This is a genomic window from Mucilaginibacter segetis, assembly GCF_016522075.1.
Taxonomy (GTDB): domain Bacteria; phylum Bacteroidota; class Bacteroidia; order Sphingobacteriales; family Sphingobacteriaceae; genus Mucilaginibacter; species Mucilaginibacter segetis.
This window is the reverse complement of the sequence record NZ_JAEHFW010000003.1, coordinates 281,980-299,649: the sequence shown is the minus strand read 5'-3', so window position 1 is coordinate 299,649 and position 17,670 is coordinate 281,980. Positions and strand designations below refer to the sequence as shown.

Annotated in this window: 18 protein-coding genes, 1 tRNA gene and 1 riboswitch; of the genes, 4 read left to right on the top strand and 15 right to left on the bottom strand. The window is 40.3% G+C overall.

Annotated elements, in window-relative coordinates; genetic code table 11:
• Window positions 1-6 precede the first annotated feature (6 nt).
• The 8 genes from I5M19_RS15080 to I5M19_RS15045 form a co-directional block, all read right to left on the bottom strand.
• Entirely contained in the window at window positions 7-789 is a 783-nt protein-coding gene (locus tag I5M19_RS15080) for a polysaccharide biosynthesis/export family protein (RefSeq protein ID WP_200067188.1), read from the bottom strand.
• 182 nt (window positions 790-971) lie between these two features.
• Window positions 972-2,018, bottom strand: coding sequence for a hypothetical protein (locus I5M19_RS15075; protein ID WP_200067187.1), 1,047 nt, complete (start codon window positions 2,016-2,018; stop codon window positions 972-974).
• 207 nt (window positions 2,019-2,225) lie between these two features.
• On the bottom strand, window positions 2,226-2,912 hold the full coding sequence (locus I5M19_RS15070) for an ATP-dependent Clp protease proteolytic subunit (protein WP_200067186.1): 687 nt from the start codon (window positions 2,910-2,912) through the stop codon (window positions 2,226-2,228).
• Window positions 2,913-2,920: 8 nt separating this feature from the next.
• The gene (locus I5M19_RS15065) at window positions 2,921-3,187 is read right to left on the bottom strand and encodes a hypothetical protein (protein WP_200067185.1); all 267 of its coding nucleotides are present in this window, start codon (window positions 3,185-3,187) and stop codon (window positions 2,921-2,923) included.
• Window positions 3,162-3,701, bottom strand: coding sequence for an RNA polymerase sigma factor (locus tag I5M19_RS15060; protein WP_200067184.1), 540 nt, complete (start codon window positions 3,699-3,701; stop codon window positions 3,162-3,164). Before I5M19_RS15060 ends, I5M19_RS15065 begins: the two co-directional genes overlap by 26 nt.
• A 114-nt stretch (window positions 3,702-3,815) precedes the next feature.
• A complete protein-coding gene (locus tag I5M19_RS15055) occupies window positions 3,816-4,241 on the bottom strand; it encodes a VOC family protein (protein ID WP_200067183.1) in 426 nt (141 codons plus the stop codon).
• 35 nt (window positions 4,242-4,276) lie between these two features.
• Window positions 4,277-4,777, bottom strand: coding sequence for an SRPBCC family protein (locus I5M19_RS15050; protein WP_200067182.1), 501 nt, complete (start codon window positions 4,775-4,777; stop codon window positions 4,277-4,279).
• Window positions 4,777-5,094: an ArsR/SmtB family transcription factor gene (locus I5M19_RS15045; RefSeq protein ID WP_200067181.1), complete on the bottom strand. Its 318-nt coding sequence runs from the start codon at window positions 5,092-5,094 to the stop codon at window positions 4,777-4,779. Before I5M19_RS15045 ends, I5M19_RS15050 begins: the two co-directional genes overlap by 1 nt.
• 426 nt (window positions 5,095-5,520) lie before the next feature.
• On the opposite strand from I5M19_RS15045, the gene I5M19_RS15040 reads away from it, so the two are divergent.
• Window positions 5,521-6,462 (top strand): hypothetical protein, encoded by a 942-nt coding sequence (locus I5M19_RS15040; RefSeq protein WP_200067180.1) that lies wholly within the window; start codon window positions 5,521-5,523, stop codon window positions 6,460-6,462.
• Between the two features lie 6 nt (window positions 6,463-6,468).
• Here the strand turns inward: I5M19_RS15040 and I5M19_RS15035 are convergent, their stop codons facing one another.
• A complete protein-coding gene (locus tag I5M19_RS15035) occupies window positions 6,469-6,945 on the bottom strand; it encodes a hypothetical protein (RefSeq protein WP_200067179.1) in 477 nt (158 codons plus the stop codon).
• Window positions 6,946-6,986: 41 nt separating this feature from the next.
• Complete coding sequence (locus I5M19_RS15030) at window positions 6,987-9,161, bottom strand: carbohydrate binding family 9 domain-containing protein (RefSeq protein WP_200067178.1); 2,175 nt, start codon at window positions 9,159-9,161, stop codon at window positions 6,987-6,989.
• Window positions 9,162-9,273: 112 nt separating this feature from the next.
• On the opposite strand from I5M19_RS15030, the gene I5M19_RS15025 reads away from it, so the two are divergent.
• Window positions 9,274-9,900, top strand: coding sequence for a class I SAM-dependent methyltransferase (locus I5M19_RS15025; RefSeq protein ID WP_200067177.1), 627 nt, complete (start codon window positions 9,274-9,276; stop codon window positions 9,898-9,900).
• Between the two features lie 240 nt (window positions 9,901-10,140).
• On the opposite strand, the gene I5M19_RS15020 is transcribed toward I5M19_RS15025, so the two are convergent.
• The 3 genes from I5M19_RS15020 to I5M19_RS15010 form a co-directional block, all read right to left on the bottom strand.
• A tRNA-Cys gene (locus I5M19_RS15020) sits at window positions 10,141-10,211 on the bottom strand.
• Between the two features lie 36 nt (window positions 10,212-10,247).
• Entirely contained in the window at window positions 10,248-10,883 is a 636-nt protein-coding gene (locus I5M19_RS15015) for a peroxiredoxin (protein ID WP_200067176.1), read from the bottom strand.
• Window positions 10,884-11,000: 117 nt separating this feature from the next.
• Window positions 11,001-11,115, bottom strand: a riboswitch (SAM riboswitch).
• A 115-nt stretch (window positions 11,116-11,230) separates the two neighbouring features.
• Window positions 11,231-12,304, bottom strand: a complete 1,074-nt coding sequence (locus tag I5M19_RS15010) for a glycoside hydrolase 5 family protein (protein ID WP_200067175.1) — start codon at window positions 12,302-12,304, stop codon at window positions 11,231-11,233.
• Window positions 12,305-12,366: 62 nt separating this feature from the next.
• Here I5M19_RS15010 and I5M19_RS18755 point away from each other — a divergent pair, with 62 nt between their 5' ends.
• On the top strand, window positions 12,367-12,489 hold the full coding sequence (locus I5M19_RS18755) for a hypothetical protein (RefSeq protein WP_262895516.1): 123 nt from the start codon (window positions 12,367-12,369) through the stop codon (window positions 12,487-12,489).
• A gap of 230 nt (window positions 12,490-12,719) precedes the next feature.
• On the opposite strand, the gene I5M19_RS15005 is transcribed toward I5M19_RS18755, so the two are convergent.
• Window positions 12,720-14,024, bottom strand: coding sequence for a serine hydrolase (locus tag I5M19_RS15005; RefSeq protein WP_200067174.1), 1,305 nt, complete (start codon window positions 14,022-14,024; stop codon window positions 12,720-12,722).
• A gap of 25 nt (window positions 14,025-14,049) precedes the next feature.
• Window positions 14,050-14,484, bottom strand: a complete 435-nt coding sequence (locus I5M19_RS15000; RefSeq protein ID WP_200067173.1) for a MarR family winged helix-turn-helix transcriptional regulator — start codon at window positions 14,482-14,484, stop codon at window positions 14,050-14,052.
• A 139-nt stretch (window positions 14,485-14,623) separates the two neighbouring features.
• Here I5M19_RS15000 and I5M19_RS14995 point away from each other — a divergent pair, with 139 nt between their 5' ends.
• Window positions 14,624-17,413 carry a PAS domain S-box protein gene (locus I5M19_RS14995; protein ID WP_200067172.1) on the top strand — a complete coding sequence of 930 codons (2,790 nt, stop codon included), beginning with the start codon at window positions 14,624-14,626 and terminating at the stop codon, window positions 17,411-17,413.
• The last annotated feature ends 257 nt before the right edge of the window (window positions 17,414-17,670 follow it).

Below are 17,670 nucleotides of genomic sequence, written 5' to 3'. Positions count from 1 at the left end.
AGAATATTATTTAATCAATTGAAGATATATAACTAACAAAAGCGAAACAGCGCTAAAGGCGATAGGAATTAATTGGGTGGCGCGGTCTGAGCTTCCCGCCCTTGCTGCATTAGGCTGAACATAAATAATATCTTGATTTTGAAGATTATAAAGTTCCGGATCAAATATTTGGCTTTGGTTAAGGCTAAAGCGTTTATAAATTCGCTGACCATTACTCTCTCTTATCAGCAATACATTGTCCCGCTTTCCGAAGGCCGTTAAATCACCCGCGCTGGCCAATGCTTCGGGCAGGGTAATATGCTCATTAGGTACGGGTATTACCCCCGGATGGGTTACTTCACCTAATACGGTTACCTTGTAATTAAGTATACGCACATTAACTATAGGTTCCTTTGCTATTTTTCTTTTTAATAATTCCGACGCTATTTTTGAGGCCAGGTCAAACTTGGTTAAACCTTCTGCCTTTATTGACCCTAGTAGCGGCAGTTGCACTATGCCGCTTTCATCAACCAAATACCCGTTAAGAGACCCTGAAGATCCACCTGTGCTAACAGCTGTTGGCGCATTAAGCAAATGTGTGGTTGTTTCATCCAGTACTGATATGTTTATTTGTAATATATCATTTTTATTGATACTGGTTTGCAGATTTTGTGGTTGTATTTGCGAAATACTATCCCGTGCTATATTATTAAAATATGCCAGATTTTTTGAAGTCAGACATGAATTCAATGAAGTCAATACTATTAATGCTAAAAAAATATTGATTGGATAGGATGTGGTTCTTTTCATATAAAAATAACAGTTACTATGACTGCAATGTCATTATAACTAATACTGCGCAACTGCAAACTTAAAAATTATTGTTTACTAAATTTACTTTACTTTTTAAATATAAATCCGTTCGCATTTAAAAATAGTAAAATATTTCATATTTATTCACTTCTGTGCTTCTCAGCATTTTAACATCACAATTAAAATTTTCTAAAGCTCCTTTTTACTGCATTTTTAGCCAATTTACCTCTACGCAGCAAAAAATTATAATAGCCTGTAATATTATTTTTGAAACGTTCAACACCTTTGGAATAATTACCATAAACCGGTATCAAAGCCTTTGTTAAATATCCCTGAAAATGAAGTGTATAAAATTTAACCGAAGCCGGAGATTTTACATCGTCCTTTACAAGTCCGTATAAGCCGTCCCTTCTCTGTATCAGTTTTTTTATTCGGGTATATGCTGTACAGGCAAAATAATGCTTATAGCCATTAAAAGATGCATTTATATTAAAATCAAAGCCCATGCCAATACCTTCAAGAGATAATAACGGCAATGTAGCCGGCAGTGTCTCCGTTCTGAAAACATCCAGCAGTATCATATCAGATACGTTTTTATTATCAAAAAACTTACCTGCCGCGGCATCAGTTACAATAGTGCTTAATTGCTGCTCATCGGTATATTTAGCAATTACAAAATCGCAAAAACTATTAAGTAATTTACTATTCCAGAACGAGGTGTGGGCCGATGTAATACTGTTTTCTCCCTCGGCAAAAAACATCATAGTACCGTCGTAATAATCTTTAATAAAATTATTAAAAACGGGTTTAATATCTTCTAATATAAGTACATCACAATCGGCATACATAAAATTTTCTATAGCATGCTCCTTTATAAGCTCATTAATAATGAACCAACGATCAAAACAGGTTTTTTCAAAAAAGTAAGGATTAGTTGAATGATGCTTATAAACTTTATCAAATATTCGCTCCCGGTTAGCGTATCCGGATATATCAATACAGTTAAAGTTACTATACTGCTCAAAATTGGTATCAGTTAGTATAAATACATTTTCGGTACCATTACTTAACACTGCCTGCTTTAATATCCTGTCAAAAAACAGGCTGGTTTTTGCACCCAATTGCAAAAAAAAGATGGGTAACTCTGCGTCAGATAACTTCTGTTTTGTACTTAAATCATCCTTACTTTCGGCAGCATTAATACCCATTCCATTGCATTTGCTCACAAAAATAATATTTAAACGCTACTAAACAAGCTAATATCAAATACCGCAAAACCATAATAAATTATTGATTCTTTAATATCCTCTCTTATTCAGATTGGCAAGTATTGGTAAATACACTTAACTGTAAGCATAAAATATATCCATGCTTTTTGTACGGCAGGGGTGAATATGTTGGCGGAAGGTATGTGTTATATTATGCAGGTAAATTCAATCGGTATTTCCTAACACTTCATCTATAATTCCATGCGCTTTAGCTTCGGCGCCGGTCATCCAGTAATCGCGGTCAGAAGCCTTGTGCACCCAATCATAAGTTTGACCGCTATGCCTGGCGATGATCTTATACAGATCATGCTTTACTTTTATTATTTGTTGTGCGGTAATTTCTATATCTGCCGATACACCCTGTATACCTCCCGAAGGCTGATGGATCATTACACGCGAATGCTGTAGGGTGGCCCGCTTACCTGCTTTGCCCGCACAAAGTAAAATAGCACTCATTGAACATGCCATGCCAATACAAATGGTACCCACATCGGGTGTGATCAGTTGCATGGTATCATAAATACCCATACCCGAGTAAACATCTCCCCCGGGAGAATTAATATAGAGCTGGATATCCTTTTTTGGATCTACAGATTGCAGGAAAAGTAATTGCGCCTGTATAATGTTTGCCATCCGGTCTGCTACCGTTTCACCTAAAAATATGATCCTGTCCATCATCAGGCGCGAAAACACGTCCATTTGTGCTACGTTGAGCTGACGCTCCTCGGTGATGTAGGGTGTCATACTTTGAGGGATGCCTGTTGTGCGTGCCATATAGCTATCCACATGCTGGCTGCCTATACGATGGTGCTTAACCGCGTATTTTCTGAATTCGTTATCATTTAAATCCATGTTTTATTTTATTTAAACAGTTTAGCAATGCGTTGTATATAAGCCTTGTGTTTTGGCTCGGCAGCCAACTTGGCCTGTACGGCAATAATTTCGGCCTTTAAGCATTGGCGGCCATACTGCCGTATAATTTTATTGGTTACTCCCTGAACGGCCACATCCTTTGACAGATCATTATTTAACAGCATTTTGGCCTCAAACAAAAGCGCATCACCGTGGGGCATACATCCTGAAAGGTAATCGTCAATAATTTTAATATTGTTCAATGAAGTCCGCATAGTTCAATGATTTTTGTTTAACTGTTTCTCTTACTTTTTCCAGGCATTTATATTTCCCTACGGTTGCGGAGTGTGTTCCCGAATAACCAAAAAGCGTAGCGATATCACGCACAGGCAATTCATCATAATAATAAGCTTTAAGCAATTCCATGCATTTCTTGCCGGAGGTTTGCAGATAATGCAGGATTTTCAGGGTGGCAGGTTGTTCATCAGTTACCGCTACAGTGTCAAAATCATTTAAGGGCTCGTGCTTACTACTGGCTTTATAATGCTGCAGCCATAGTTTTTTGGCTATACCTAATAAATAAGCTTTCTCATTAACAATAATTTCGGCCGGTGAGGATGTGATTTTTTCATAATATATCACCAGTGAATCCTGGAAAATATCCTGGGCTTCTTCAAGGCTGCCGCCCATTCGTGCGATATAACGGACGACAGCCGAAAATGCTTTTGTGTAAAGCGCTGTAAAAAACACTTCACGCAACTCAACAGTTGATAATCTGTTTTTATTCATTGGTCATGGCTTTATAGTTAGGTGTACTTTTCATCCTAAATATCACCCATGAAATTGCAAAATATTTTTAAAGTAAAATAGTATAGGTTTTATCTATAAAATTTGAACCGGATATTAACTCGGGTCGAATTCCACTATCCATTCAATACCATATTTGTCCCTGAACATTCCGGCGTAGGTACCCCACGGGCTATCGCCAATTGGCCCTTCAATATTTCCCCCTGCCGATAATCCGTTAAATATATTGTCAGCTTCTTCACGGCTCTCAGCATTTACTACTATCTTTGATCTGTTTTCTTGTTCGTTTACCTTACCCATAAATTCTGGTACATCATTAGCCATTAACACATTGTGTTTACCAAGCGGCAGGGCAATGGTCATTATTTTGTTGGCTTCCTTTTCCGGCACCTTAAATTCGGCACTTTCCAGATCCTTGAAACGTACCACCTTTGTGAATTCGCCACCAAAAACTGATTTGTAAAAGTTAAATGCTTCTTCGGCATTTCCGTTGAAATTGATCCATGGATTAATTGTTCTCATGATTTTTATTTTTTAATGTGATTTGAATTTTCCTTTTATTGTTTTTCCGACAAGCTTAATAACAGATTTTCCAGATTTGTTAAAGTCATAGTGAAACCTATCTTGAAACCTTCCAATAATTTTTCCAATCGCTCAAACGATTCATTATAAATGGTAATGTTCACTTTTGTGATGCCATTTTGTTCGCTGAAATTATAATCCCAGTCCGAACCCGGCAGTTCCCGATTTTCGTTTTCATCTGAAAACGCGTTGTACATTTTAAAATTGGTTTTTGGAGTAATGGAAGTAAATTCCTGCACCGCCCAACGCTCCTGTCCATCAGGGCTTATCATCGCGTAAAATCGTCGGCCGCCTACCTTAAAATCCATGTATTTGGTTTTGGCGCGCATAGGTGCAGGTGCGCCCCATTGGTCCAGTAGTTCGGCCTTAGTAAAGGCATCCCATACCAAAGGCAGCCCGGCATTAAATTCCCTGGTGATGTACACCGTTTTAGCTGCTTTATCAACGTTAAAATCAAATAGCAAATCGTTGTTCATTATTTCTGTGTTTTAATTGTGGTTAATAATTGGTCAAGTTGGTTAAATTGAGTTTCCCAGTTTTGCCTGAATTGGGCTAACCAGTGGTCAAATTCCTGCATCTTTTTAGCGTTAAAATGATAATAAATCTCCCTCCCACTCTGCTCGGACTTAATCAGTTCGCAATCGTGTAATACCTTAATATGTTTTGATACCGCCTGCCTGGTCATTTCAAATTTTTCGGCCATTGCATTTGGTGTTAAAGCCTGTATGGCGAGTAAGGTCAAAATAGCACGCCGTGTAGGATCTGCTATGGCCTGGAATATATCTTGTTTCATATTTTATAATAAATTATGCAACCTTCAGGTTGCAAATATATATGCAACTTTTGAGTTGCGCAAATTTATTTTACATTATTTCCCCAAAACGTAATTCAAAGGAACATAGTTGTTTGATGGAATAAGATACGCCTGCCAGAAAGTTAATACATGCAAGTTGTCAACCTATTCAGCAGAAATTATATAACATAAAGCTGAGTAATTATATAGAAGAGTAAGTTTCCCCGCATGGGCTCGAACCACGATCATCTGAACCAGAATCAGAGGTGTTACCATTACACCACAGGGAAATACGCGGGTTTTTAACCCAACTTTTGGTAATGCAAAAATACTAAATTTTAAACACTCCAAACGCTTTTCTAAATAATGTATGCAGTTTTTCATTTAAAGGCTTTGTATTATATTCGCCTTCAACATATTGTTTGCATGAAAAGCATATTACACCCGCATAACCGTTCTGTTCTGTTCATTTTACTTTTGGCGATTATTACTATAAGTGCCTGCAACACCGAAACTAAAAAAGAAGAAACCAAAGATGCCCGCCCGTCATTTAAGTCGGTTTTTGGCAGAAGATTTACCGAAGTACGCCGGAACTTTAAATCCGGACTATCCTTTAATAATGAAGGGTATCAACTGGAACCTAACTGGCACTTCTCCTTCCCTTCCGATGATTCGGTTAATATATATAACCCCAAGCGCAAAATGTTTGTGAATGCCCCGGTGCTATTTGATCACGACTCCATTTTTAATATTGCCTGGGCGTGGCTGCGGTTGCGTAAACTAAGCCACGACAGTATTATATTTCAGGTAATGAAGGTAGAGGATCGTGCGCTACTGCGCGAAAGATCGACCGTGTTTATGACCATGTACGCTGATGATTATATTAAAAATACCCTGCATACCGATGCAGCGCATCTGATTAAACCAAACCATCTGGATACGCTGTTTATCCGCAAAAAGGTGGAAGAATCTATTAAGGATAGCACTAAGGCATTTGCTGCCCGGCAACCGGTTACGCTTACCAGTAAAAATAAATTGCTAACGGTAGAAAGAATAAGTAATACCGACGCTTACAAGTCGTCGAACGTGGTAATGGAAGATTATCTGTTACCGGAATTTAACATTGTTATCAACAAAGCGTATGATGATTTTAACTATTCGTTTTCGGCCATAGTGGACGAGAACGGAGAAATTCATTTTCGCAAATCGGTAAAATTTATTTTCCCGGAATTTGTAGAACCATCAAACCGGGCAATGCATGGTATTATCAACGGTTATTTTAAGGCGTATCTTAAATCTACTCCCGGTAAAACATTAGGGATGCCACACCCCAGTATAATTATCATTAATGTGGAAGGGTATAAATAGCAATCATTATTCATCCTTTTCCTTCAACTCGTATTTCACGGCTGATACCGCTTTAGTAATGGTAAAACCCTGCACAATTTCTTCGGGATTCTTTATTTTAGCGAGTGAGTTTATATAAGCCTCTGCCATTAGTTTAGAAATATATTCCTGCGGAAAATCGGCTTTATGTTTTACTAATAAATACCGATACTGTTTACCCTCACCTATCAGTATATTTTTGGGGTCGGCTATTTCACTGCCCCAATAAAAACCAAACTGTATATTTTTATTGGCACGACCTATGGTTATCTTACAAAATATATGCTCCATCCGCTCCGTAGGCGACCAACCAAAAGCAAGTTCATTATCGTTATCATAAATTAACTCGTTGGCGGTAGGATATCTGTCCCATACAAAGCCGCGCAGCCACAGCACCAGTTCGGCAATCTCTTCGCCAAAGGGTTGTAAAAATTTAAGCAGATCGGTAGTTTGGTCTTTACTCATAGCAAAATATTTATGCCTTATATTTTACAAAAACTACGCCATCATATATTCCACCAATAGGTCCACTTTACTACCAGCTGCCTGTTTTTTACCGTGAACGGCGAGGGGATGGAATTATCGCCATAAACAATAAAGATATCTGAAGCCGGGCGATAGCGCCATTGCAGGCGGGTGTTAATATTTACGTTATTAACCTGCTGATTATACTGCACAAAGGTGGTAAAGTATAAAGAGTTGGTGAACGTAACATCTGCACGCGGGCCAACCAGCCAAAAACTGTTTTGCCCGTAAGGCAGCGGCAGGTGCAGATCAATATAGGTTGTATTAAGTGTTAAATTAACATACGGCTGAAATCGGTACCCCACCTGCCCGCTAAGGCTCAGGCGCGTTCCTTTATCATAATAACCTCCCCACGATGCATCAAACAGGTAAGTAAACACATTTTGCGGTTTAGATACAAACTGCACATCGGCGGTGTTCCAGTGGTGCTCGGTTCCGGTGGCCAGGCTGCCCTGCCCGGTATTAGTTGGATCAAACGGGCGCAGTAGCTTTACATAAGTATCCAACCCCGAAAAGGACAGCGAACTGCGGTTACGGAAGGTGATCACGTAACTTAATATACTTTCGTTATCGGTACGTTTAAATGCCTCATCAAAATAATAGGTGGATGACAATTGTATGCCATGTATAAGCACAGCGCCTGATTTAGGGAAAAAGTTATGAAGTATAAGCGGACTGATTTTATTATATCCGCTGCGCGGCACGTAGCCAACCTCGGCATTATAATTTTTGCCTACATGTTCATCCTGCAGGTAAAGCGTCCAGTATTTACTAAGGTATTGCAGATGTCCCGCGGCTACAAAATCATGGCCTTTTACCCCCGGCGAAAATGATTTTAACCCCAACAGCTTACCCGTCCATATATTATTGGACGATGCCAGGTTATACTCCACTCCTACATTACGGTTATAAGCAGAACCCGCCACCCCGCTTGCAGGTGTGCTGCCGGTAGCATCGCGGTTAACAAATAAGATACCGATGTTAGAGCGTGAAAACACCCGGCGCTGAAAAGTAAGGATACCATAATTTTGCGCCGCTGAGGCACCCACGGTAGCCTCGCCGGTTTGCAGATCCATCACCCCTACGCGCCAATCCTTATTGATCTTGCCCGTTAAACGTGTACCAAAGCGAATAGGTGCATTAAGCCCTATCCTACGCGAAAAAAACGGGCGGATATCCGAATAACCAAAATTACTGAACAGGTCGCCGTTCTCTAAAAAGAACTGCCGCTTTTCAGGAAAAAACAGTTCATAACGGTTCAGGTTTATCACCTGCTGATCTACCTCCACCTGCGAAAAATCCGGATTTACGGTAAGGTCGAGGTTTAGTGAGGATGTAAGCGCCACTTTAGCATCGCCACCTGCATCTTTGCGCCAGCTAACAGGTGTGCCTTTCTCAAAATCTTTACTTAATCCGCCAAGCAAATAAGGTATCACCGATATATTACTACTGGCAACCGGCGGATCCTCATCCCAAACAAGTGTACCTGTGTAAGCAAGCGCGGCCGTAGGGAACTGCCGCGGTATAGGTGTCCAGCTTGATTTTTCACTGTTTACCAAATCGTTGCGGCTAAAGTTGATCCCCCAGTTACGAGTGCCTTTTTTATACCGGATACTTTTGAACGGTATAGCACATTCAAAAACCCAACGGTCGCCATAGTTTTTTACGGACGACGACCATATATTATCCCAACTCAGGTCAACCTTTCCGCCTTCGTACATGCTGCCGTCCCACTGCCCCCCAGCCGCATTGGCCCCAAAGCTAAACCCATCCGTACGGGCATCAAACGGATCAATAAAGAATATAAAATTATCGTTCTTCTGAAAATCAAAATCACGCTTAAGCGACTGCACCATATAAGGCCCGGCTCCTGGTGTATAACAAACCGCCAAAACATACAGGTTGTTATCATCATAGGTCATCCGTACCGAGGTTTTTATATTTGCACGGCTGGTATCCATCGGTAGCACCATAAAAAAATCGGCGGCGGTATCGGCGCGTTGCCAGGCGGCTTCGTCCATTACTCCGTCAATTTTAATGGCCGATGTTGCCCTTTTAATGTGATACTGATAAGCAGCGTTCTTTTTTTGGCCCAAAGCGTAGTTGCCCAAAAGGCAAAAGCAAAGCAGCAGTAAGGTGAGTTTTCCTGTTGACAATGTGTTAGGTTATGGTTCTGTTTATTTAGAAATGTGATATATACAATAATAACACTATTTATTTTAAAATGACAGGCCAATAGCCTTTAAGTATTACTTTTATATACTGAATATGAAGCAAACAGCACAACAATTATACGGCAATATCGACATTTACCTGTTCGATCAATTATTGAAGGGACGGTTTGGTGACTGTAAAAAAATACTGGATGCCGGATGCGGCGGCGGCCGTAACCTGGTTTATTTTTTACAGAATGGTTTTGAGGTTTTCGGGGTAGATAAAAACGCCGAAGCAATAAGCGATATAAAGGCACTTTCCAAAAAACTATCGACGCATAATTCCGTCAAAAACTTTGTGGTGGCCGGTGTAGAGAAACTTCCGTTTGCTGACCATACTTTTGACCTGGTGATTTGCAGCGCAGTACTGCATTTTGCTACCGATAGCAACCATTTTGATGCCATGCTGCGCTCTGCCTGGCGGGTATTAAAACCGGGTGGTTACTTTTTCGCAAGGCTGGCATCAGATATTGGTATAGAGGACAGGGTTATTCCGCTGGGTAACAGCCGGTATGCCCTGCCCGATGGCAGCGAACGCTTTTTGGTGAATGAACAAATATTAATGGAATATACCCGCGAACTGGATGGCGAATTATTTGAACCGATAAAAACCACTAACGTGCAAAACCTGCGCTGCATGACCACCTGGTGCCTGCAAAAGAAAGTGCCGAGGGTTTTTTAGATAGCTACTCACCCGACTGCGCTGTGCTGGTCCACCCTCTCTGCTACGCAAAGAGGGTGGAGAAAACATAACATTTTTTGCTATGCTAAACGTTTGCAGGGTGTATAAGATTCTTCACTATCGTTCAGAATGACAAAATCCCTCTTTCCGCTTGCGGAGAGAGAAGGTGGTCGGGCGGAGCCACTACCGGGTGAGTTAATACAAAGCCCCCATCATTACCGACAATGACTTTGCAAGTTGATATCGCGGGCAGATTCGAACTGCCGTAAAGGGTTTTGCAGGCCCTTACCTCGCCACTCGGTCACGCGATGTAATTAAAACAAAAAACTATTTAAATCAATAAAATACTATTTATTGGGCTGCGGTGTTAAACGCAGATAGGGTTTCACCTCTACAAATCCCTTAGGGAATTTTGCAGGGATATCCTCTGTTTTTATGGATGGCAGTACCACCACCTGCTCGCCGTCCTTCCAGTCGGCGGGGGTAGCCACACTGTGGTTGGCGGTAAGCTGCAGGGAATCAATCACCCGGAGTATTTCCTGAAAATTCCGCCCGGTTGATGCCGGATAGGTGATGATCAGTTTGATCTTTTTATCCGGCCCGATGATAAATAAAGACCGCACCGTTGCCGTAAGTGAAGCGTTGGGATGTATCATATCATAAGCCTCAGCTATTTCGCGGCTCTCATCGGCAATAATGGGAAAGTTAACTTCTACGTCCTGGGTTTCGTTGATATCCTTTATCCAGTTTTTGTGCGATTCTACACTATCTACACTTAAAGCGGCAACCTTTACATTACGTTTTTCAAACTCCTCCTTTAAGGATGCTGTTTTACCCAGTTCGGTGGTACAAACCGGTGTATAATCTGCCGGGTGCGAAAAAAGCACGCCCCAACCGTCACCTAAAAATTCATAAAAATCAATATCACCTTGTGATGTTTTTGCTTTAAAGTTGGGGGCGGTATCGCCTAATCGTAAGCTCATAATAATATTATTAATGGTAGTTAATATTTTAATTAATGTTCCCGAAATTTTAATATTTATCCGTAAAGTGAGCGTGCAGATAGTAACGCCTTACAACGTTATTTTCTTTTTTTAATCAGCTTATCTGTCCCCGTTTGGCGGAGCAGGAATTAGCACCTTTTACTTGCTTTTACAGCCGGTACAGGTTGCTAAGACATCATAGGGCCTTTCCCTCTGTCTTTCTGGATAAGTATTTAAAAGAACGATAACACTGCAAATGTAATTATAAAATCTATAATTCCTATAGACTTTATAATTTTTTATTAACAATGTATCTTTTATATGTTATTATGAATTGTTAAGGGGGATTATTTGCCGTTCAGTTTCTTTATCAGGTCAACTTCATCCTGTTTATAAGGGGTTCCGTCTTTCCGGAAAATATCATGAAACCATTCTTTCGGCTCGCTGCCATCTGGTATTGGGGTATCCCAGGCATAAATAGTATTGGTTTTACCCATTACAAAGCCCCAGTTAAGCGCTCCCACATTTTCCTTTTTCAGCATAGGCATAATATTGGCAAAACGGCTGTTACGCGGGCGGGCCATGTATTCGGTACATATCATTGGCTTGCCGTTGGTTTTTAACAGTTGTATGGTTTTAAGGTGCGAATTTTCGTCGGTATAATCATGATAGGTCAGCACGTCGGAGTTTGCGGCCTGGTAAGTGTTCAGATTTTCTAAATTCCAGGCCCATAATCCTGCAGATACCGGCTGCGAGGGATTAACCTCTCTTGCCCAGCCAAAGGTTTTACTTAACAAAGCCATTGATGCATCACCTTTACCGGAGTTGCCCGGTTCGTTGTACAGGTCCCATAACAGAATACGCTTATCATCTTTAAAGGTGGTCATTACATCCTTTACGTAAGCTTCCAGATCGGTATAAATACCTGCATCATTTAGCCTGTTACCCGGGTCCTGCAGCCAACCTGAGTTATGTATGCCCGGTTTTGGTGCCGGTTGTTTACCAATTTTCGCATCGGCGTTCCAGCAATCATCAAAAAAAACAAACATGGTTTGTATGTGGTGCTTATTTGCAATGGTAAGGTATTCATCTACCCGTTTTTTGAAACCCGCATTATCTTCTTTCCAGGCCAGGCTGTATAAAAACACGCGCATGGTGTTAAAGCCTATACCCTCGGCGTAACCCAGTTCACGGTCAATAGTAGCCGGATCAAAAGTATCGGCCTGCCACATTTCTAACTGGTTAATGGCAGTGCTGGGGATAAAATCACTACCGCTTATCCATTTATGCTGTGCATACCAGGTATTGGCCTTTGCTTTAGACCAAACCCTGCCATGTGCCTGCTTTTGGGCATAAACATTCAGACTGATAACGGTAGCAATTAGTAAACAACTTAAGGTGGTAAAAGGGTATGCTTTCATAACAGGTATAATTGTTAGGGTAAACTTATCAATTTAACACTAAACTTCTATAAACTGGTAGCATGTTTTTAATACTTTGTCCTTATTTTACCGAAATAGCCGCTTTAAAAGTTGCGAAAATTAAATTTCTGGTAACAGATCAGGAATCCATCATTACGCTGCGTAAACGCGGTTTTGATATTTAAACAATAAAAAAAAATAGATTTTTTTTACTGCTCAAACGCCTTACAGTAGTAATAAATTTTTCGTTTTTACGCCTCAACGAGGTTTTAGCGGTAATAAATTCCGGGGGTTATTTTGCTGATATTTCGCCACATATACCATACTATAAATATACGAAAAATGGGCGGCATTCCAGTGTTTTTATTCACCTTCTTACCGCCCATCCGTGGTATAGTTTATTTATTTTTAAGTGTTATAAAACCTTTTTAAATGTTATCCCGCCATGCATATCCACACTTATAGCATCTATTTTTCCGTCTTTACGTAAAAACTCCACACTTACCTGGGGGCCAACTACAAAAAATTTGTCCTTAGCCTGTGCTGCCAGTTCGGCTGTATCGCCACCGGGCGCCAGCACATACAACTTACCATCCTTTACGGATACCACCATCTTTTGGCCATCGGTTTCAAATGTGCCTGTGTATTGTGCTAATTCATCAGTACTCAGTTTTATCTCCTTTTTATCGGTCTCAAGGCTATAAGGTTCATTAAAAACAATAGCGATAAGTGCCCGCTCAATATGCATATCAACCGGTGGTAATAAATTACACAGAAAAATAATAGTGATATCCTCTTTAGGGTAGTGTACAAAATCGGCCATAAAGCCCTCAATGGAACCTGTATGCCCTATACGCAACCGATCGCTATCGTTATTAACTATCCAGCCTAAACCGTAACCCGGTTGCACAGGCGTAATGGCAGTTTCATAGCTTTTAACAGACAATACCTTATGCTCATCTATTGCTTTTGCCCATTTTAACAGATCGTTTACGGTAGTATATAATGCCCCTGCGCCAGAAGCCGCCGATACATTAGCGGTCTCTATCCGTTCAGTCTGTCCGGTTTCGCGGTTAAGGGTGTAGCCCAAAGCCGCATCGGTACTTTTCCGGCCCGGATAATCGATACCGGTATGTATCATTCCAGCCTTATTAAATACCCGCTGTTTAACCAACTGCGGATAGGATACGCCTGTAATTTTTTGAGCAATATATGCCAGCAGTATATAGTTAAAATTATTGTATTCAAAACGCTCGCCCGGGTTAAATGCAAGGGGTTCGCTTTTAAATGTTTTAACCAGATCTGCCGCATTATCAGCATCGGGGCTGGTTGTGCCCAGTATGCCGGAGGTATGGCTCAGCAGGTTTTTAATAGTTATTTTATCACCATAGGGAAAGCCGGGCACATATTTACTCACCTTATCTGTTAAGGCGATCTTTCTGGCTTCAACCAGTTGCATAATAAGGGTGGAAGTAAACATTTTAGTTAATGAACCCGCCCTGAATTCAGTTTGGAGGTTATTTAACCTGTTGTTTTCCTTATCGGCATACCCGTAAGCTTTTTCAAAAACTATTTCTCCTTTAATGGCTATCAGCACATTGCCGCTAAAGCGGTTTTGCTGAGCATAAGTTGTTAGCAGCCCGTCGGCCTTTTCGGCAATACTCTGAGCCATTGTTACCACCGGCACCGCCAGTAATAACAGTAATGTTAACCGTTTCATTTTTTTTAGATGTTTGTGATATTGATTATGTAATACCGCAGTTTTTGATGATCTGGCTTAACGTTTTTTGCAGTTGCTGTATATCACTATGGCTAATATCCATTAGCGCATGTTTCCTGTTATTTTCAATTACCGGCTGCATGGCCTTTAATACCTGATGTGCACTATCGGTTAAGGTTAAATTAAACCTGCGCCTGTCGTGCTGATGCATGGTACGCTCCAGATATTTCTTTTTTACAAGCAATTCTATTATCCGCGTAAGCGATGCATAATCCTTAAAGGTCATCTCAGCTATCTGGTGTTGTGAATAATCCGGATTTTCGCCTATTGATCTTAACACAAGCCATTGGTCAACCGTTACATCAAACCCGTGCGCGCTGAGTTGCTGATGTGCAAATTGCCGGTAGCTGCGTATAGCTTTATCCAAACTGTAAAACACTATTTCATTCAAATTTTCCAAAACTACATATTTTATTGATGCAAATATAATTGATATATCAATAATTAAAAATATATTTTATATTTTTTTAAAAACCAACACTAAATTGATGCAATTATGTTTCGATAAATATTTAACCTTTACAGGCTGATAAAAACCAATGTTAGACCAAAAAAATAAGCGACCTCCTTTTGATCATACCGCCTATCGTGATTTTTTGGATGATGGTGTTATTGGCGCAGCTGCAATTGATGATAAGGGAATTATAGTTTATGCCAACCAGGCCGAACTGCAATTAACAGGCTATAGCAGCGAAGAGTATATAGGCAAGCCGTTATCGGCCTTTTACAGTTCTGAAAAAGGGAATATCATAAAACTTTTACAGGAGCAGCAGGAAACAAATAACCTGGAGGTATGCGTTATTTGCAAAAACAATATTGACCGATGGGCAATTTTAACTACCCGCCATTTTACAGATGCCGATAACCTTACGTGTACCTATATTTTTAACCGCGACGTTACGCAATATAAAAAAAACGAGGACCTGCTCTGGTACCTTAATACAGCTGTTGAAGAACTGGCACAGGCACGCGATACGCATACCGCGCTGCAAAAAATATCAAAACTTATTGTACCTAAATTTGCCAACTGGTTTACCATCGATGTTTTAAATAACAACGGAACTGATTTACTGATATTGGCCCATGAGGATCCGGAGGCGGTAAATTGGGCACACTCCTACCGTAAAAATAACCCGATAGACCTTAACAGTGACCGCGGAGCGGGCGGGGTAATTAAAACCGGCAAACCATCGTTTGTGCCGGTAATAACGGATGAAATGATAAAATCTGCCATTAGTGATCCGGAGAAGCTAAAGGAGATCGAAAAAATAGGGCTGCAGTCGGTAATAACGGTACCCATGTTCAGTAAAAATGTTATTAAAGGCGTAATTACCTTTATATCCAGTATACCCGGCAAGTATTATGATGAAACCGATCTGCGCTTTGCACAAAACCTCGCCAACCATATAGCGCTGGCGCTTGATAACGCGCGTTTAAATGAAGCCGCCATTGCTGAGATACAAAATCGCAGACAAATTGAGGAAACACTTAAGTTAACTCAGGCCCAGTTACGGTCGGCATTATCATCCGGACTGGTAGGCACCTGGACACTGGATACCCAAAAAAATACACTTTATTTTGATGAGAGCATATCAAAAATGTTTGGTGTGCCCTATTCACCTGAAGGTTGCGACCCTGTACTGTTACGACAATTGGTAAATGTGGATGACATGAATGTGGCCGACCGCCTCAGAAATAAAGCCATAGCAGAACAAGGTGTTTATGAAACGGAATACCGTATTACCGTGAACGGTATTAATAAGTGGTTTTTTGTACGCGGCAAAACGGAATTAAGCAACCAAAACAACGAAAAATTACTGACCGGGGTTGTAGTTGATATAACTGATCGCAAAAGAGCCGAGGAAGCCTTAAAACAAAGCGAAGATGTATTTAAACTGATTGCTGAAACTATACCGCAGAAGCTTTTTGTAACGGACAAAACAGGACAGATAAATTATTACAATCCGCAATGGGAGGAGTTTACCGGTTACAGTATCGATAAAATAAAAGAACTAACATTAACTCATTTTATCCATCCGGATGATTTGCAGAATAATCTTGAAGCATGGTTTGCTGTTGTGGAAAACGGCGATGATTTTCAGTATGAGCACCGTCTCAGGCAAAAGGATGGTGAATACCGCTGGCACCTTACCCGGGCACTATCATTAAAAGATGACCAGGGCAGGGTAGTAAAATGGATAGGCTCTATCACCGATATACACGACCAAAAATTAAAAGAGCAGAAGAAGGATGAATTTATTAGTATTGCCAGCCACGAATTACGCACGCCTTTAACAACGGTTAAGGCATTTTTTCAGCTAGCTAAAAAACTAATTGATACTACCGACCGCTCTTTTATTTTTATTGATAAAGCCGGTAAACAACTGGACCGGTTAGAAAAGTTGATAGCCGACCTGCTTGACGTATCGAAAATTAATGCCGGTAAAATGGTTTACAACACCGAGGCATTTAACTTTGATGAGGCACTTGCAGAAGCTGTAGAGAGTGTGCAACATATAACCGATGATCACAGGATAATTGTACATGCCAATGCCAACGTCAGCTTTAAAGGCGATAAATTACGTGTGGAGCAGGTGATCAATAACTTTTTAACCAATGCCATTAAATATTCACCTGATGCTGATCAAATAATAATCAGATCTTTTGTTCAGGAAAACAACATCATTGTTTCCGTACAGGATTTCGGCATAGGCATAGCAGGCGAAAACCTCAACGATCTGTTTGAGAGGTTTTACCGGGTTGATAATACAGCAATGCGGTTTCAGGGTTTGGGCCTTGGGCTTTTTATTGCTGCTGAAATCATCAAAAGACATAATGGTAGTTTTTGGATAGAGAGCAAACCCGGCGAAGGCTCCACCTTTTACTTTTTGTTGCCTATAAACGGTAAACAGGATTTTTTAGATATAGATACCGACAATAAAACCTATTATAAAGGCAATTTTGTATCGATTAGCTATAATAAACATACTAAATGGCTGGATGTTGACTGGAAAGGTTATCAGAACCTGGAATCGGTTAAAAAAGGTTGCTTAATAATGCTCGATCTGCTGAGAAAAAACCAATGCAAAAAAGTACTTAATGATAATACGCATGTATTGGGTAATTGGTCGGAAGCGGTTGACTGGGGCAGTAGCGTGTGGTTCCCTGAAATGGAAAAGGCCGGGCTTGAATATTTTGCCTGGGTGTATTCGCCCAGTACGTTTAGCCGTATGGCCGCTGAAAAAAGCGTAGATATCAACATGGGTAAAATAACTGCGCAATTTTTTGTGGATACAAAAGAAGCCGCAGTTTGGCTCAAAAACAAGTAGGCGCCTCCCCTTCTTTATTACTTTCCTTAAATTATATAATATGATCCAAATATTATAAATAATATTTATCCTCCTATACATATATATTTATACAGCAATTTCATGTTAAACCTAAAAACCTGTTAATTAAACATTTAAACAAAATTAATTGCTTAATAATTTAAAATTCATGTTATATTCGCGCCGGATTGATAGAAGTTTTAATTTATAAACTATAACATCTATTTAGCTATATTTTTTAAGCAAATGTATTTTTG

Bases quoted from the DNA above. Each gene is read 5' to 3' on its own strand.
- I5M19_RS15040 (WP_200067180.1), top strand. From the start codon at position 5,521: ATGAAAAGCATATTACACCCGCATAACCGTTCTGTTCTGTTCATTTTA.
- I5M19_RS15080 (WP_200067188.1), bottom strand. From the start codon at position 789: ATGAAAAGAACCACATCCTATCCAATCAATATTTTTTTAGCATTAATA.
- I5M19_RS15005 (WP_200067174.1), bottom strand. From the start codon at position 14,024: ATGAAACGGTTAACATTACTGTTATTACTGGCGGTGCCGGTGGTAACA.
- I5M19_RS15045 (WP_200067181.1), bottom strand. From the start codon at position 5,094: ATGAAACAAGATATATTCCAGGCCATAGCAGATCCTACACGGCGTGCT.
- I5M19_RS15010 (WP_200067175.1), bottom strand. From the start codon at position 12,304: ATGAAAGCATACCCTTTTACCACCTTAAGTTGTTTACTAATTGCTACC.
- I5M19_RS15070 (WP_200067186.1), bottom strand. From the start codon at position 2,912: ATGGATTTAAATGATAACGAATTCAGAAAATACGCGGTTAAGCACCAT.
- I5M19_RS15050 (WP_200067182.1), bottom strand. From the start codon at position 4,777: ATGAACAACGATTTGCTATTTGATTTTAACGTTGATAAAGCAGCTAAA.
- I5M19_RS15015 (WP_200067176.1), bottom strand. From the start codon at position 10,883: ATGAGCTTACGATTAGGCGATACCGCCCCCAACTTTAAAGCAAAAACA.
- I5M19_RS15025 (WP_200067177.1), top strand. From the start codon at position 9,274: ATGAAGCAAACAGCACAACAATTATACGGCAATATCGACATTTACCTG.
- I5M19_RS15055 (WP_200067183.1), bottom strand. From the start codon at position 4,241: ATGAGAACAATTAATCCATGGATCAATTTCAACGGAAATGCCGAAGAA.
- I5M19_RS15035 (WP_200067179.1), bottom strand. From the start codon at position 6,945: ATGAGTAAAGACCAAACTACCGATCTGCTTAAATTTTTACAACCCTTT.
- I5M19_RS15060 (WP_200067184.1), bottom strand. From the start codon at position 3,701: ATGAATAAAAACAGATTATCAACTGTTGAGTTGCGTGAAGTGTTTTTT.
- I5M19_RS15065 (WP_200067185.1), bottom strand. From the start codon at position 3,187: ATGCGGACTTCATTGAACAATATTAAAATTATTGACGATTACCTTTCA.
- I5M19_RS18755 (WP_262895516.1), top strand. From the start codon at position 12,367: ATGTTTTTAATACTTTGTCCTTATTTTACCGAAATAGCCGCTTTAAAA.
- I5M19_RS14995 (WP_200067172.1), top strand. From the start codon at position 14,624: ATGTTAGACCAAAAAAATAAGCGACCTCCTTTTGATCATACCGCCTAT.